Annotated in this window: 14 protein-coding genes, 1 tRNA gene and 1 pseudogene; 7 read left to right on the plus strand and 9 right to left on the minus strand. The window is 41.0% G+C overall.

Features of this window, described 5'->3' with window-relative positions; all coding sequences use genetic code 11:
* Window positions 1-182 precede the first annotated feature (182 nt).
* A complete protein-coding gene (locus tag K1I71_RS08770) occupies window positions 183-572 on the plus strand; it encodes a nuclear transport factor 2 family protein (RefSeq protein WP_223330764.1) in 390 nt (129 codons plus the stop codon).
* Window positions 573-754: 182 nt separating this feature from the next.
* Here the strand turns inward: K1I71_RS08770 and pepF are convergent, their stop codons facing one another.
* The 6 genes from pepF to K1I71_RS08800 all read right to left on the minus strand — a co-directional run bounded on the left by pepF (window position 755) and on the right by K1I71_RS08800 (window position 6,381).
* Entirely contained in the window at window positions 755-2,551 is a 1,797-nt protein-coding gene (gene pepF / locus K1I71_RS08775; RefSeq protein ID WP_223330765.1) for an oligoendopeptidase F, read from the minus strand.
* 10 nt (window positions 2,552-2,561) lie between these two features.
* A complete protein-coding gene (locus tag K1I71_RS08780) occupies window positions 2,562-3,305 on the minus strand; it encodes a 16S rRNA (uracil(1498)-N(3))-methyltransferase (protein WP_223330766.1) in 744 nt (247 codons plus the stop codon).
* A gap of 1 nt (window position 3,306) precedes the next feature.
* Window positions 3,307-4,257: a 50S ribosomal protein L11 methyltransferase gene (gene prmA, locus K1I71_RS08785; RefSeq protein ID WP_223330767.1), complete on the minus strand. Its 951-nt coding sequence runs from the start codon at window positions 4,255-4,257 to the stop codon at window positions 3,307-3,309.
* A 137-nt stretch (window positions 4,258-4,394) separates the two neighbouring features.
* A complete protein-coding gene (locus K1I71_RS08790; protein ID WP_223330768.1) occupies window positions 4,395-4,823 on the minus strand; it encodes an NUDIX hydrolase in 429 nt (142 codons plus the stop codon).
* 1 nt (window position 4,824) lies between these two features.
* Window positions 4,825-5,892, minus strand: coding sequence for a site-2 protease family protein (locus K1I71_RS08795; protein WP_223330769.1), 1,068 nt, complete (start codon window positions 5,890-5,892; stop codon window positions 4,825-4,827).
* An 18-nt stretch (window positions 5,893-5,910) separates the two neighbouring features.
* Complete coding sequence (locus tag K1I71_RS08800) at window positions 5,911-6,381, minus strand: DUF3013 family protein (RefSeq protein ID WP_223330770.1); 471 nt, start codon at window positions 6,379-6,381, stop codon at window positions 5,911-5,913.
* 115 nt (window positions 6,382-6,496) lie between these two features.
* Here K1I71_RS08800 and K1I71_RS08805 point away from each other — a divergent pair, with 115 nt between their 5' ends.
* The 6 genes from K1I71_RS08805 to K1I71_RS08830 all read left to right on the plus strand — a co-directional run bounded on the left by K1I71_RS08805 (window position 6,497) and on the right by K1I71_RS08830 (window position 11,585).
* Window positions 6,497-7,768, plus strand: a complete 1,272-nt coding sequence (locus K1I71_RS08805) for a replication-associated recombination protein A (RefSeq protein ID WP_223330771.1) — start codon at window positions 6,497-6,499, stop codon at window positions 7,766-7,768.
* Between the two features lie 264 nt (window positions 7,769-8,032).
* Window positions 8,033-8,105 (plus strand) — tRNA-Lys (locus tag K1I71_RS08810).
* A 221-nt stretch (window positions 8,106-8,326) separates the two neighbouring features.
* Window positions 8,327-8,758 (plus strand): Rrf2 family transcriptional regulator, encoded by a 432-nt coding sequence (locus tag K1I71_RS08815; protein ID WP_223330772.1) that lies wholly within the window; start codon window positions 8,327-8,329, stop codon window positions 8,756-8,758.
* Between the two features lie 91 nt (window positions 8,759-8,849).
* On the plus strand, window positions 8,850-9,854 hold the full coding sequence (locus K1I71_RS08820) for an NADP-dependent oxidoreductase (RefSeq protein ID WP_223330773.1): 1,005 nt from the start codon (window positions 8,850-8,852) through the stop codon (window positions 9,852-9,854).
* Window positions 9,855-9,868: 14 nt separating this feature from the next.
* A complete protein-coding gene (locus K1I71_RS08825) occupies window positions 9,869-10,705 on the plus strand; it encodes an alpha/beta fold hydrolase (protein ID WP_223330774.1) in 837 nt (278 codons plus the stop codon).
* A 1-nt stretch (window position 10,706) separates the two neighbouring features.
* On the plus strand, window positions 10,707-11,585 hold the full coding sequence (locus K1I71_RS08830) for an SDR family NAD(P)-dependent oxidoreductase (protein WP_049516368.1): 879 nt from the start codon (window positions 10,707-10,709) through the stop codon (window positions 11,583-11,585).
* Window positions 11,586-11,650: 65 nt separating this feature from the next.
* On the opposite strand, the gene K1I71_RS08835 is transcribed toward K1I71_RS08830, so the two are convergent.
* From K1I71_RS08835 to K1I71_RS08845, 3 genes and pseudogenes are all read right to left on the minus strand, one after another.
* Window positions 11,651-12,970: a glycoside hydrolase family 32 protein gene (locus tag K1I71_RS08835; protein WP_223330775.1), complete on the minus strand. Its 1,320-nt coding sequence runs from the start codon at window positions 12,968-12,970 to the stop codon at window positions 11,651-11,653.
* A 9-nt stretch (window positions 12,971-12,979) separates the two neighbouring features.
* Window positions 12,980-14,596: an ABC transporter substrate-binding protein gene (locus K1I71_RS08840; RefSeq protein ID WP_223330776.1), complete on the minus strand. Its 1,617-nt coding sequence runs from the start codon at window positions 14,594-14,596 to the stop codon at window positions 12,980-12,982.
* A gap of 30 nt (window positions 14,597-14,626) precedes the next feature.
* Window positions 14,627-15,424, minus strand: a pseudogene (locus K1I71_RS08845) (carbohydrate ABC transporter permease); the annotation flags it as partial.
* Window positions 15,425-15,495 lie beyond the last annotated feature (71 nt).

Genomic DNA, 15,495 nt, shown 5'->3' on the forward strand with positions numbered 1-15,495 from the left:
TAACCTCATCTTATGATAAGGCTATTATCTCATATTTTGGTGTCCATTGGATAGGTTTTTAGAGGTGCCCTTTAGTATCAATAATAGTACCACTTTTGATACTAGCTATCGAAAAAGTGTCTACTTGTTTTTTTGTTTGTAACTGTTACAATTATATCATAAAAAAGAAATGGAGAATAGATATGTCAACAAACTTAGAAATTTTCAACGCTTATAACCAAGCTTTAATTGCTGGTGACTTTCCTGGTGTCTTTGAAACGATGGCAGACGATATTGTTTGGCATCAACCTGGTACTCATAGTATATCTGGTACAGTTGTTGGTAAGGACAAGCTAGGGCCTCACCTGGCTACATTTGCTGAGAAAACTAATGAAACCTTTAAGGTGATAACAAATTGGGTTTCTGACAATAAGGATTTAATCGCAGCTAATGTTACTTTTCTTGGAACACGGGCTGATGGTACTGAACTCAATATGAACGGGATTGACCTCTTCCGTATTGAAGACGGAAAAATCAAAGAAGTTTGGCTCTTCTCTTCAGATCAAGCTGAAGAAGATATCTTTTGGGGATAATTAAAGAGGCAGAGACAAAAAATTCTGATTTTAGGAATTCTTTATTATAAATTCTTTAAAGCAATAGATTAGATAAAAAAGCGAACAAGACAGAATTCTGAGTATCAGATAACTCGTTTTGTTCGCTTCTTATATTTAAGGTTAGACTTTTGTCCCAGACTCTTTTAATTTACTCTTTTAATTTACTCTCCCAACTGGGCACTGTAAGCGATAATCTGATTAACCGTATCAGACAAGAATTGGATGGTATCACGAAGTGGTTTGTCCGTTGAAATGTCCGCTCCGATAATCATGGCTGACTCAAGCGGTGTCTTGCTACCACCTGATTTGAGGAGATTAAGCCAGTCTTCAGCTCCATTCTCAGAGTTTTTAAGATGGAGGTAACCAGCTGTCGAGATAACTAGTCCTGCTGAGTAAGTGTAACTATACAAGCCCATGTAGTAGTGAGCTTGGCGCATCCAAGTCAAAGCTGCATCATCGTCAATTTCAATGGCATCTCCCCAGAAGTCTGTCAAGACTTCCTTCATAATGCTGTTGAGTTTACTTGCTCCAAAGGTTTCTCCTTCTTCAATCAATGTATAAACCTTGCGCTGGAAGGCTGCTTCCAAGAGGTGGGTAATAAAGTTATGGAAGTAGGTATCTGTCAAGCGGTGAGCAAGAGCGAAGCGTTTTTGACGTGGGTCGTCAGATTGCTGCTCCAAGTAATCACTGAGTAGCAATTCATTGAAAGTTGAAGGTGCTTCGACATAGTAGGTCGACATATGGGCGTTGAAGTAGCTTTGGTGATTGTCTGAAAAGATGAATTGACCCGAATGCCCGATTTCATGAATCAAGGTATAGACATCGCTCAAACGACCTGTCCAGCTCATGAGGACATAAGGGTGCACGCGATATGGATCCGCCGCATAACCTCCGGAATCCTTGCCACTGTTAGCAGCAAAGTCTACCCAGCGCTCTTCTTGATAGCGAGCAACTTCCTGACAATATTCTTGTCCCAAAGGTTCTACCGACTTCATGACCAAATCATAGGCGTCGTCAATGGTCACTTCAGGATTGAGGGCACTATCCAAGTCCAATTTCCAATCTGCAAAGGTCATCTTTTCAAGACCATTTACCTTGGCAACATGCTTGAGGTATCTCTGAGCAACGGGCGCAAAATCCTTCATGATAAGGTCAATCTGACGATCAAACATGGCACGGTCCACTTCTTGCTCAGATAGAAGATAGTCAAAGACTGAGTTATAGCCCTTCATATCTGCCAAGAGTTTTTCAGACTTGACTTGGGCTAAATAGGCTGCTGCAGCTGTATTTTGGTGCTTACGAAGCCCTTCCGAGAAAGAACGGAAGGATTTCTCACGGACCTCAGCGTCCTCATGATTTTGGTAGAAATTCTCATAGGTGACAAAGCTATTTTTGTAGGTCTTGCCATTGACTTCAAAGTCGGCCATTTCAAAATCCCCAGCTCGCATCTTAGTGTAAATATCCTGCGGGCTGTAGAAAACTTCACCAAGATTGGTCAAGGCCTTCTCCACATCAGCACCTAGATAGTGGGCTTTTTTGATTTTTGCCTGACGAATGGCAGCTGTTAAATGTGGCAATTTACCCAAACGGTCTAAGACTTCCTCATCAGCTTCCACCAAGGCATCGTCAAAGAAGGTCAAGGCTACACTGGCATCTGTTTCGAATTCCATCCCAGCTTGGGCGATATTAGCAAATTCGTCATTGCTATAATCTGTCGTCTGAGGCATAAAACCATAGTTACCAATATGGCTCATCTGAATGTAGATTTGTTCCAATTCCGCAAAGGCCTTCTCAAAATCTTCAAAAGTATGCAAATTGCCCTTGTAATCACGTCTAAATTGGTTGATATCTTCGCGAGCTTTCTCGATTGCACGCAAGAAATCCTCACGGTCTTGGTATAGGGCTGTTAAATCCCAGAGTTCCTTTTCTGGAAATTCTGAACGATGTTTTTGTTCCATTTTCTTCCTCTTATTTCTCTAATTCTAATAAAACACTAAGGGCTGACAGAGCATAAAGCGGTGCTGTTTCTGCTCGCAAGATGCGAGGACCAAGCCCTGCCAAGACCGCTCCTTTAGCTTCAAAACTCTCAATTTCTGCAGGTGAGAGACCGCCTTCTGGACCAAAGATAAAGAGCAATTTGGCTCCTTTTTCAAGACCAGAGACTGCTTGCAGAAGCGCAGCAGCTTCTCCTTCTTTAGCTGATTCTTCATAGGCTACTACGATAGAGTCAAACTGGTCCAGTTGAACTAGAAAGTCAGCTTTCTTCTCAAAAAGCTTGATACTTGGGACCAGATTACGCTTGCTTTGTTCTGCTGCTCCAAGGGCGATTTTTTCTAGTTTTTCAACCTTTTTACCCAATTTCTTGCCATCCCACTTGGCAACTGACCAGTCTGCAGGAAAGGCCCAGATTTGGCTGGCGCCTAGTTCTGTAACTTTCTGAGTAATAAACTCCAGCTTGTCTCCCTTAGGAAAGCCTGATGCGATAGTCACATGAACTGGTAGTTCTACATTGTCAGTTAATTCTTGGACCAACTCAAACTGACGTGCTTCCACATCCAGCACGCGCGCCAAGCGCTTAATGACATCATCAAAGACCAAAGTAACCTCATCCTCTTCTTTCAGGCGCATGACCTGAAACATATGCTTGCTGGTTTCCTTGTCCTCAATGGTGACAGGAGAGATTGCACTGCCTTTTACAAAATACTGCTGCATGCTAGCCTCCAATCACACCTGAAATATCCTTAGTTTTCTTAAAGACACAGGCATTCCATTCTCCTTGAATCATGTGGGTTTCAAGGAAAAATCCAGCTGACTCAGCCGACTCGCGCACCATGTCCCACTTGTCCTTGATAATGCCACTCATGATGAGGTAGCCTTCATCCTTGACCAAGCGGTAAGCATCATCCGTCAGATGAATGAGGATATCCGCCAAGATATTAGCTACAATCACATCTGCCTCAGTCTCAACTCCCTTAAGCAAGTCTCCTGCTGCTACATGGATGTTTTCCATACCAGGGTTGAGCTCAATATTTTCCTGAGCAACACGGACTGCCACATCATCCAGGTCGTAGGCAAAGATTTCCTTGGCACCAAGTAGCGAGCTAGCAATGGAAAGAACCCCTGAACCAGTCCCCACATCTAGCACCGTTTCGCCACCACGAAGAACCTGTTCCAAGGCAAAAAGGCTCATCTTGGTAGTTGGGTGGGTTCCTGTCCCGAAGGCCATACCAGGATCTAGCTTGATAATCTTTTCCCCAGCAGTCGCCTCATAGTCTGTCCACGACGGCACGATGGTCAAATCATGAGTGATGCGAGCAGGTTCATAGTATTTCTTCCAGTTGTCTGCCCAGTCTTCCTCAGCCAAGGCAGTCGTTCCCATTTTTACCTCTCCCAAGTCCATAAAATCAGTTAGTTCCGCGAGACGATCCTGCAAATCTGCCTCAACTGTTGCTATATCAACCGTATCAGGGTAATAGGCTGTCACTACGATTTCTTCTTGCTGCTCAACCTCTGGGAAAATCTCACCAAAACGGTCGACATTCCCCACATAGTCCATGCTGTCTTCAATCGCAACGCCTTGCGCTCCCAACTCAATCAAGAGATTGGAAACTAACTCCTCCCCCTCACGCTTGACTGTAACTTTTAACTCTTGCCATGTTTCCATTATTAAGATACCAAGCCCGTAAAACACAAAACCAAAATAAGAAATTCTCTGAAGACGCTTGTGTCTAAGAAAAGTTTATCTTTTTGGCACAGTGTTTAGGGCAGGTTCAGTTTAGAAATTTAACCGAACCATCCTTTCTAATCACTTACTTTTAAATAATCTTTTAATCTCTCTTGCAACTGAGGGACAACTTGACTGGAACTAAGAAATTCCTCGACATTCATCAGCTGATAGCCCTGTCCTTCATCTCCAAAGGTGATACTGTCAAACTGATCCTGACTTAACTGACCGACTAGAAATACAGATTGTTTATCCGCAAAAAGCATACTTGGATAAACCTTACTCCATAGCAGATAATCCTCAGTCAGATGAATTCCCAGTTCTTCATAAACTTCACGCGCCACGCACTCAAAAGGACTTTCATCCCCCTCTCGTCCCCCACCGGGCAGTTCCCACATATTGGGCCAGGGAATGCTTGCCTTATCATCGCGTAAGATAGTCAAGAGCCTATCCCCACAAAACAAAGCAATCTTACAGCCTGTAAAATCAGAAATTTCTATTCCCATATTAGACTCCTTCGGCTAATGCCTTTTCCAGCTCTGCTAACCAGTTTTCATAATAGCGTTTCTCGTCCCGTAGCATTCGGCTGCTATTCATTTTCTGTCTAGCAATCTTCATAGCCTTGCGAGTTTGAGCCATGTCGTTCCTTACCTTAAATTGATACCAGGCTTGAATGCTCTGCACATCTGCCATTTTTAGAGATAAAAAGGATTTAACGCTTCGAATACTTGCATATTCCTCCGCTTTCTCATCATCACCTTCTAGCAAGGCGATTTGAAGAAGGCATAGTTGGCAAAAAGTTTCAGACAGCGAGTGTTCTGTTCTCTCTAGTAAAGATTGAAATAGCTTTTTAGCTGTCTCTAAATGACCATCCAATATGAAAACCACTCCCTCAAGAGTTTGAATACTTTCTGCAAAACTCCCTCTCGCATCCTCATCAACAGGCATGATAAAGTCTTTCAAATCATATCCTTGAGGAGCTAGCAGGGTCTGGGCAGAATGCCTCAACACCATGTAGGCGTATTTGGTATTTTCAGGGTGTTGTCGCAATTCCCATATTTTTGCTCCATCGGTGATGCCGACTGGCAAAGTGTTGTTTAGAAAGAAAGACAAATTAAGAAAAATCCAAGTACCAGCAAAATACCAGCTTTTTGTCAAAAATCCAAACAATATCGCCAATAATATCAAGCTGAGATGAACCAGCAAACCTCCTGAAAGCATCAGAATGATTCTTTGATCACTTTCGTCCTCTTTTAATCCAATATACTGAGCACCAACATTTTTCAGAACGGCTGTTCGACTAAGATGAAACCTGCCTGACTTTTTGGTCAAAAGAAAATGTCCTAATCCAAAAGCCACCAGCCGATAGCCTGTCAAGTAGCCACAAAAAGCATGTCCCAGCTCATGAAGAATAAAGATTAAATACATGCTTAGAAGAGCGAAGGCATAACCAAAAGTAAAGACTAAAACTGCGGAATACCCCAACTCTGCAAATGCGATTGTTCCACAAGCAAAAGCCAGCATCATCACAAGAACAGACACTGTCTGAATCAAATACGTCACAATTTTTTTCATAAACTCTCCCAATAATCCCTAGTATCTTGGATAAGGATAAAATTCTCCCTCTTCCAAGCCAACTTTTCCTTCTTCAAAGACTTCTTGGTTCCATTCCATGACAAATTCTTCTGCTTCTGGGTCTTCCAAAAAGTCCATGAGAGCATCTAATCCAACCTCGGCAGTATCTTTAAGGAATAGCGCAAAATAAGCTAAAAATTCACGAGAAAATCCCTTCTTAGGCAGGTAAGGAATGACAGTCAAATAGTCTTCCTCATTGACGGTTGATTTGGCAGGATTGTAAAAAAGTACCGCTTCTTCAAAAAGGATATCATCTGACGAAACCTCTCCGTCTTCATCTAGCATCTCCACCCCTGCAGCATTTTGTGCCTCTAATAGAAAACTCACTTCAACCGCATGATTGCGCTTGTCCCAACTAATCTCATAATCAAAAGGAAAGTTCTTGTCCAACTCTTCTTGTAAAACATCTAAAAATCCATATATTGCCATTTTGTCCTCTTTCTATGCGACTCTTAAATCGCCCCGATTGCTCGGAAATATGCTAAAATAGATACTACCATCTTACCACATATACATCAGAAAATCCACGCTAGAAAGGACTGCTATGCCAGACAATCTCGCGCTTCGCATGCGCCCTAAAACCATCGACCAGGTCATTGGTCAGGAACATCTGGTTGGGCCTGGAAAAATTATCCGCCGCATGGTGGAAGCCAACCGCCTGTCCTCCATGATTCTTTATGGACCTCCTGGAATCGGCAAGACCAGTATTGCCTCTGCCATCGCAGGGACGACCAAGTATGCCTTTCGAACTTTCAATGCGACAGTAGATAGTAAAAAAAGACTCCAAGAAATAGCTGAAGAGGCGAAATTCTCTGGTGGTCTCGTCCTATTACTAGACGAGATTCATAGACTAGATAAAACCAAGCAAGATTTCCTCTTGCCTCTTTTGGAAAGTGGACTGGTCATCATGATTGGGGCTACAACTGAAAATCCTTTCTTTTCTGTCACTCCTGCCATTCGTAGCCGTGTTCAAATTTTTGAGTTGGAACCTCTGTCTAACCAAGACGTCAAAGAGGCTCTTCAGATAGCTCTAAATACCCCTGAGCGTGGTTTTGATTTTCCAGTAGAACTAGATGAGGAGGCGCTGGATTTCATCGCAACCTCTACAAACGGAGACCTGCGCTCTGCCTTCAACTCACTAGACTTGGCTGTTCTTTCTACCCCTGAGAATGACGAGGGCATCCGCCATATCACTCTAAACATCATGGAAAATAGCCTGCAGCAGAGCTACATCACTATGGATAAGGATGGAGACGGTCACTATGATGTTCTGTCTGCCCTGCAAAAGTCCATCCGTGGCTCGGATGTGGATGCCAGTCTCCACTACGCAGCTCGCTTGATTGAGGCTGGTGATTTGCCAAGTCTCGCTCGTCGCTTGACTGTTATCGCCTATGAAGATATCGGCTTAGCCAATCCTGAAGCCCAGATTCACACCGTGACTGCTCTGGATGCTGCACAAAGGATTGGATTCCCAGAAGCCCGCATTCTCATTGCCAATGTCGTGATTGATTTGGCCCTTTCTCCAAAATCCAACTCAGCCTATGTAGCTATGGATAAGGCACTTGCCGACCTCAAAACATCAGGGCACTTGCCTATTCCGCGACACCTGCGTGATGGGCACTACAGTGGAAGCAAGGAACTGGGGAATGCCCAAGACTATCTCTATCCACACAACTATCCTGGAAATTGGATTAAACAAGACTATCTGCCAGAAAAAATCCGCAATCATCACTATTTCCAAGCAGAAGATACTGGTAAATATGAACGGGCTTTGGCTCAAAGAAAGGAAGCCATCGACCATTTACGAAAAATCTGAAATCCTTTTCAAAAAATTGCACTTTCCTCTTGATTTTTTTTGAAAAAGTGGTATCATATAAACATAGAAACGCTGTGGTGTACGACTTCACACTTAAGTGTTGACCGACTATTTTTTGTATTATTAGGGAAACAAAAGTCTTCTAACAGCATGTAGGCCGTCTCACACGGAAACAGCTTCAGTTAGAGCGAGTTGCCCACCTGCTTAATTGCGCGGGTTCAATACAAACCGTGAAGTTTCGGCACCAATACAGCTTTTTTCTTTGCCTCCTTAGCTCAGCTGGCAGAGCAGCGGACTCTTAATCCGTGGGTCACAGGTTCGATCCCTGTAGGGGGCATCTAAATACAACAGGAAAAAGCCTTGAGTCCCAAGGCTTTTTTGCTTGTCTAGGTCAGATTTGTCCCACATTTGTTTATCAACTTCCTTTCCAGACATCTTTAATCTTAAGAAACTCTTCAAAAAATTTTTTAAAATTTAAAACAAAAGTCTTGCTTTTCTTTTTATTTATGTTATACTTATTCTTGTATCTGATACAAGTTTATTAAGAAAGGGATTCAGATGGATACAAAATTCTCAGTTGCTTTGCATATCTTAACAATGATTAGTGAAAGCAAGGAAACCTTAAGTTCTCAAGCACTAGCTATTAGTGTTGGGACTAACGCTAGTTACATTCGAAAGGTAATTGCCTTATTGAAAAATGCAGATTTGATTCATTCCCAGCAAGGAAAAACAGGCTATCAACTCAGTAAGTCTCCAAAGAAAATGACTTTACTAGAGATCTACTATGCTACTCAAGAAATCAATCACATTAGTTTATTCCCTGTTCATCAAAATAGTAATCCCGATTGTCCCGTTGGAAAACATATCCAAAGAGCAGTTTCACCGCTTTTCGCTAGTGCCGAATCTCAATTAGAGAAGGAATTAGCAAATCAAACCTTAGAAGATGTCATTGACAATCTATATAAACAAGCCAAACAAGTCCGAAACTGATTTGATAACAAGTCAGTTTTTACTGGAAATAACATATACTTGTATTAGATACAAGTATATGTTGTCGTATTAAAAAAGAAAAGAGAAGACAATGAAAGCCGCACAACATACTACTTATAACAAAAAGAATATCACACTGAGCATCACAGAAATCTCTAAACCAAGTATCACAGACAAACAAGTCTTGGTTAAAGTATCCGCAGCTGGAGTTAATCCTCTCGATAACATGATCTCTCGTGGTGAGGTTAAGATGATTGTTCCTTACAAACTTCCTCAAACTGCAGGTAATGAGGTCGTTGGAATCGTTGAAAGCATTGGCAAGAAAGTTAACAACTTTCAGGTAGGAGATCGTGTCTTTGGCCGTCTGCCACTTGATCATATCGGCGCCTTTGCAGAATACGTAGCTATCGATAGCCAAGCCTTAGCCAAGGTTCCAGACTATCTGTCAGACGAGGAAGCCGCTGCTGTTCCTCTTACTGCCTTGACCATTATGCAGGCTCTAGACCTCATGGGCGCTCAAACTGGGAAAACGATCTTTATTTCTGGTGGTACTGGAGGTGTCGGTGGAATGGCCATTCCGATTGCCAAGGCCAAAGGTTTGAAGGTCATTACCAACGGTTCTGTAGATAGTGCTGAGCGTGTGTTGAAACTGGGAGCAGATAGATTTATCGATTACAAAACAGAGGATTATACAAAGACTGTTAGTCAGGTGGATTATGTCCTCGATACTCTTGGCGGGGCTGAAACTGAAAAACAAATGTCTATTATGAAAAAAGGTGGTCATCTTGTGTCCCTTCGTGCCATGCCAAACGGTGCCTTTGCCAAACGCATGAATCTACCAAAATGGAAACAGATGATTCTTGGCCTAGCAGGTCGCAAATTCGATAAGATGGCGGAAAAATATGGTGTCCGCTACCATTTTATCTTTGTAGAAAGCAATGGCGCTCAATTACAAGAGGTAGCTGACCTCTTTAGTAAATTAGAAATCAAACCCTCTATCGATACAGTTTATCCATTTGAAGAAGTGAATAGCGCCTTAGACAAGGTCGCTAATGGTCGCTCACGTGGAAAAACAGTCCTCAGCTTTAAGAAATAAAAAAGGAAAAAATCATGTCATATATTACAACAAAAAATCAATACATCACTGTCCAAGGAAACCAAATCGCCTATCGCGAACTCAGCAAAGGCAAATCAAAACTACCTCTTCTGATGCTAGTCCATTTGGTAGCAACTCTCGATAACTGGGATCCCAAACTATTAGACTTAATCGCTGAAAAGCACCATGTCATTGTAGTCGATCTTCCTGGAGTAGGGTCCAGTCAGGGCAAAGTTGCTTCGACGATTCCTGGAATGGCTAAGCAGACAATTGACTTTGTAAAAGCGCTTGGTTACGATAAAATCAATCTTCTTGGCCTTTCTATGGGTGGTATGATTGCCCAAGAAATCATCCGAATTAATCCTACTCTAGTCAATCGTTTGATTTTGGCTGGAACAGGACCTCGAGGTGGAAAAGAGGTCGATAAGGTCACAGGGAAAACATTTCGTTTTATGTTTAAAGCGGGACTTGAGCGCATCGATCCTAAACGCTATATCTTCTATAGTCATGATGAACAGGGGAAAATCGAAGCTTTGAAAGTCCTAGGACGAATGGGTATGAGAACAAAGGAATTTGCGGATAAAGACATGAACCTACCAGGATTCCTAACTCAACTCAAAGCTATTAAACGTTGGGGGAAAGATCCTCAAGACGACCTGAAATTTATCACTCAACCAACCTTAATCGTCAACGGGGATAATGATATGCAGGTTCCAACAGAAAATTCTTATGATATGCATGAGAAAATAAAAGATAGTAAGCTGATTATCTATCCACATGCTGGTCACGGTTCGATTTTCCAATATGCAGACGAATTTTCAAAAGAACTAATAGCTTTCTTAGAGGACTAATATGGTCAAAACAATTCTGATTACAGGTGCTACTGACGGTATCGGTAAACATTTAGCAAAGAAATTGGCCAGCCAAGGCCATCATATCATCCTCCATGGTCGAAATCCTCAGAAGCTTGAGCTGGCACTTCAAGAGGTTCGCGCAATTTCCTTGAGAGGCCGAGTTTCTAGCTACTTGGCAGATTTTTCTAAATTAGATGATATTTATCGATTTGTAGAGGAAATCAAGCGAGACTTTCAAAGTATTGATGTCTTGTTTAACAATGCCGGACTGTATGCTGGAAAAGAACGAAAAGCGAGTGCTGAAAATGTCGAGTTGACCTTTATGTTATCTGTTCTGGTTCCCTATATTTTAACAACTGAGCTAAGTCCCTTGTTAGAAAAAGCGGCTGACGGCCGTGTCATTAATACTTCTTCCTATATGCATCATTTTGCCAAGGTCAAAGATTTGAACTTTGGATTTGAGACGAACTACAATCCTAGTTTAGCCTACAATAACTCCAAACTTTACACTATTTGGATGACACGATATCTAGCCAGAGAATTCTTTCTAAAAGGTTCAAACATCACCATCAATGCCTATCATCCAGGTTTGATTTCAACCAACTTAGGGAATGATTCCAGTGATGAAAAGACGAAAAAGTCTCTCTTCGGACGCTTGATGAAGTCATTTTCCAAAAATCTAGACGAGGGAATTGAAACAGGTTACTATCTTACATTATCAGAAGAAGTCAGGGGCTTGACAGGCTACTACTTTGATGAGAAGAAAGTAAAATCTGTATCTGAAAAAGGCTATACACTTGAAAAAGCTCAAGATTTAATCACTTACTGCAATGATAAAATTGAGTTGTTTAAACAGAAATATGCTCTGTTTAATTAGAAAAAAAGTTCTCTTTCCATTTTACTAGAAAGAGAACTTTTTCTTTAGGAGAAATAACTTAATTTTTAATCGATTCGTGATAGCTCCGCTGGTACTGTTAAGTAATAAGTTGCTGTCAAGCTTGCTTCACCTTGATTGACAAAAATCTCGATGGAATTTTTATCTAGAACAACTTCCAATTCTTTAGCTTCAATATCTACATACCGTCGACTAGTGTCCTGTTCTTCTTCACCTAGAATTTTTTGAACAAGATGGCTACGATCAATGTAAACTTGCTGCGTATTACTGTCATAACCAAATTCAAGATAATCTGTATCATTTCCTAAGTGGTAATGACAATCTTTATCTATTTGGATTTGATATTGGCCTTTTTTAACAGGGAATTGTCTTAGTTTGCCATCTTCCAATCTTAGAATTCTAGGTAAAGTCATGACACCAGCCCATTTATGTTCTCGGTCATGGGTTGGAAGGGTACGCCCCCATGTCTGCATCCAAGCAATCAGGATACGACGATTTTGATCGTCCAACAATGTTTGAGGCGCATAGAAGTCTTGGCCATGATCAATTTCTTGAACTGATTCTGGGATAAAACGTTTTTCTCCCCAATCTACCTTACCCGTGAACAAAACCGATGAGTTGATGTTATGATATGAGTCTCCCTCACGCTGATAACGCATGGGTGACATAATCAGGCAATCCTTCCCATCTAACTCGAAGTAGTCTGGACATTCCCACATAAAACCTTGATGTTCCACACCTTTTAAAAAGATGGATTCGAACTGCCATTCTACTAGGTTATCGGACCCTAGTAGAACGATACAGCCCACATTATCCTTGTGTTTGGCAGCTACTACGGAGTAATAGCGTCCATCTTTTTCAAAGAGTTTTGGATCACGGAAATCAGCAGCAATTAACTCATCTGGCAAGTCTGCTCCAGTTGCAACTGGATTTTGTTCAATCTTTTCAAAGTGAATCCCATCGTCTGAAAATGCCATATTTTGCACTTGACGAACACCGGTTTCTTCTTCGATGTGTCCAGTATACATGAGCCATAGGCGATCATCCTTGACAATGGCAGAACCTGAGAAACATCCATTGCGGTCATAATCTTGGTCAGGAGCAAGTGCCACTGGCAAGTGCTCCCAAGTAATCAAGTCCTTACTTTTAGCATGTCCCCAGTGCATAGGCCCCCAAACACTATCATAAGGATAGAATTGATAAAAGAGATGGTATTCTCCACGAAAATAGACAAATCCATTTGGATCATTGATCCAGCCAATCTCAGCTGAAAAATGTTCTTCAGGCTTATATTGAGTATTAACGAGATGTTTATTTTCTTCTATAAAACGATTGGCCCTCTCTACTGTGTATTTTTTATCTCCCATAATCAACCTCTAGTTTTTGTTTGCTTGGTATTGGTCGTAGTATTTTTGTTTAATAGCGAGGTAATCAGAAAGTCCGTATTTTTCAAGTTCTTTCTTGTAATCATCCCACTCAGCATCAATATTGCCATTTACAATCCATTCAGCACGTTTACGGTAGATATAGTCATTCATATCTGCTTCGATATGGGCAATCTTATCCAGATCTTCCTGTGTCATAAAGACTCTTGGATAGTTATTGTCATTGCTCATGTAAGGAACATAATATTCTTTGATAAGATCCAAACGCCATTTGGCATCATCTGGCATAGTTGTCACTTTACCATAGTATGAATCTAGAATAGCTAGTGGTCCTCCTACTTCAGTCTTTTGACGAAGTTCTGCTGGTGCAGTTCCGTTTAGTGGTAAGTGTTTGAGGCTGTTAGTTGCTTGGTCAAATTCAAAGATATTTTGTTGCTTGTCATCTCCGTAAGTTCCCCAGTTATTTTGCACAGATTGGAGTGGAGCGTATTGTGCATCAATCCATTTAGCTGTCAATTCTAGGTTTTTGTTTACACTGGTAATAACCATCTTGTCACGTGCAAATCCCATACCGTTTGTACGAGCTACGTGTTTTTGACCACTTGGTCCAGCAAGTACTGGTAAAACATCATAACTTTCATTACTTCCAGTAACATTACTCTTATCCCATGTAAAGTAAACACCAAATTTCTGATCATGACCTTTAGCAATGTAACTATTCCAATCATGTTCGAAGGCTTCCTTATCGATCAAACCTTTTTCTTGCAATTGACGGATGAATTTCACACCTTCTTTATAGTCGTCGTTATCTGCTGTGAAGTCAACTTTACCGTCATTTCCAACTACTAAATGATCATCGTTATCCCCTATACCAAATGCAGCAAATAGGAATTTAAAATCTTCGTTTCCGTTACCACTAATAAATGTAAATGGAATTTCATCAGCCTCTCCATTTCCATTTGGATCCCCGTTTTTGAAAGCTTCTAGGACTTTAATCAGATCATCAGTAGTTTTTGGCATTTCAAGACCAAGTTTCTTAAGCCAATCTTTGTTAATCCAAGCCATATCGTTGACGCTATGAATAGACTCTTTACCCGCTCCAAGCTCTTCAATCCATGGGAATGAGTAAATGTGCCCATCAGGTGCTGTCATCAAGGCCTTGTATTCTGGTTTCTCATCCAAAATTTTCTTAAGATTTGGCATGTATTTATCAATCAAATCTTCAACTGGAATAATAACACCTTTTTTAGCCCAGTTCATCAAGTCCACATCTGAAGCTCCGTCGTTGTGGATAGCATCTGGTAGATCACCACTAGAAATATCCAAGTTACGTTTTTCTGCAAAGTCGGATTGATAGTTGGTCCAGTCAATATGAACGCCAGTTTCCTTCTCCAAACGTTGCAAAATTAACTTTTCATTTGGGTCTTTAGGAGCTAACGGTGAACTAGCTGTCATAAACTTCAATGTTTTCTTTTCTTGAAGCGGGAATGTTACACCTTCCAACTTATAATCTGGACTTGAAGCTGTATTTTTTGAGCCACAGGCTGCAAGTACTGCTAAACTAGCTGTCAACAAAACTGCTGATTTTGAGAATGTTTTGAATTTCATGAGAAAACTCCTTTTATTTTTTCTTTTTTTTTATCCTTTAAGTGAACCAGCCATAATTCCTTTATCAAAGTATTTTTGGAAGAATGGATACATAACAATCAATGGCAAGCTGGAAATGACAATAGTTGCGTATTTAATTAATTCAGCTAAACGTTTCATTTCATTCATAGCCGCTTGTGCCCCAATCATATCTTGACCTGGTTGGCTTTGAATGAGAATTTTACGAAGTACAAGTTGCAATGGTTCCAAATTTGGATCCTTGATATAAATCATTGCATCAAAGTATGAGTTCCACTGTCCTACAAAAGCATAGAGGAAGAGAACAAACATAATTGGTTTTGCAAGAGGAAGCATGATTTTGAAGAAAATCTGTAAATCATTTGCACCATCAATGACGGCTGCTTCTACCAATTCTTCAGGCAATCCTTGGAAATAGGCCCTAGCAAGAATAATGTTCCAAACATTGACAGCACCGGGAACGATGATAGCCCATGGAGTATTTAGCATTCCCAATTCTTTTACGAGCAAGTAAGTTGGGACTAAACCACCACCAAAGAACATGGTCACAATCAAGAAGTAGTTAATCCAACGGCGCCCTACCAAATCTTTTTTGGAAAGAGGATAAGCTGTAAACACAGATAGCAATACTGTTAAAGCTGCAAAGCCAAAAGAATAAAGCAGGGAATTGATAAAACCTCTTAGAATAGATTGGTCACTGAATACACGCTGGTAACCTTCTACCGTCCAATCGGCTGGATTAAAGCTAATCCCTCTACTAACCAGAACCTTAGGATCCATAAAGGATGCTACGACAATATAAAGTAAAGGGCACCTCTAAAAACCTATCCAATGGACACCAAAATATGAGATAATAGCCTTATCATAAGATGAGGTTATTA

The sequence above is a fragment of the Streptococcus mitis genome, assembly GCF_019929545.1.
GTDB classification, from domain to species: domain Bacteria; phylum Bacillota; class Bacilli; order Lactobacillales; family Streptococcaceae; genus Streptococcus; species Streptococcus mitis_BU.

Bases quoted from the DNA above. Each gene is read 5' to 3' on its own strand.
- K1I71_RS08770 (WP_223330764.1), top strand. From the start codon at position 183: ATGTCAACAAACTTAGAAATTTTCAACGCTTATAACCAAGCTTTAATT.
- pepF (WP_223330765.1), bottom strand. From the start codon at position 2,551: ATGGAACAAAAACATCGTTCAGAATTTCCAGAAAAGGAACTCTGGGAT.
- K1I71_RS08780 (WP_223330766.1), bottom strand. From the start codon at position 3,305: ATGCAGCAGTATTTTGTAAAAGGCAGTGCAATCTCTCCTGTCACCATT.
- prmA (WP_223330767.1), bottom strand. From the start codon at position 4,257: ATGGAAACATGGCAAGAGTTAAAAGTTACAGTCAAGCGTGAGGGGGAG.
- K1I71_RS08790 (WP_223330768.1), bottom strand. From the start codon at position 4,823: ATGGGAATAGAAATTTCTGATTTTACAGGCTGTAAGATTGCTTTGTTT.
- K1I71_RS08795 (WP_223330769.1), bottom strand. From the start codon at position 5,892: ATGAAAAAAATTGTGACGTATTTGATTCAGACAGTGTCTGTTCTTGTG.
- K1I71_RS08800 (WP_223330770.1), bottom strand. From the start codon at position 6,381: ATGGCAATATATGGATTTTTAGATGTTTTACAAGAAGAGTTGGACAAG.
- K1I71_RS08805 (WP_223330771.1), top strand. From the start codon at position 6,497: ATGCCAGACAATCTCGCGCTTCGCATGCGCCCTAAAACCATCGACCAG.
- K1I71_RS08815 (WP_223330772.1), top strand. From the start codon at position 8,327: ATGGATACAAAATTCTCAGTTGCTTTGCATATCTTAACAATGATTAGT.
- K1I71_RS08820 (WP_223330773.1), top strand. From the start codon at position 8,850: ATGAAAGCCGCACAACATACTACTTATAACAAAAAGAATATCACACTG.
- K1I71_RS08825 (WP_223330774.1), top strand. From the start codon at position 9,869: ATGTCATATATTACAACAAAAAATCAATACATCACTGTCCAAGGAAAC.
- K1I71_RS08830 (WP_049516368.1), top strand. From the start codon at position 10,707: ATGGTCAAAACAATTCTGATTACAGGTGCTACTGACGGTATCGGTAAA.
- K1I71_RS08835 (WP_223330775.1), bottom strand. From the start codon at position 12,970: ATGGGAGATAAAAAATACACAGTAGAGAGGGCCAATCGTTTTATAGAA.
- K1I71_RS08840 (WP_223330776.1), bottom strand. From the start codon at position 14,596: ATGAAATTCAAAACATTCTCAAAATCAGCAGTTTTGTTGACAGCTAGT.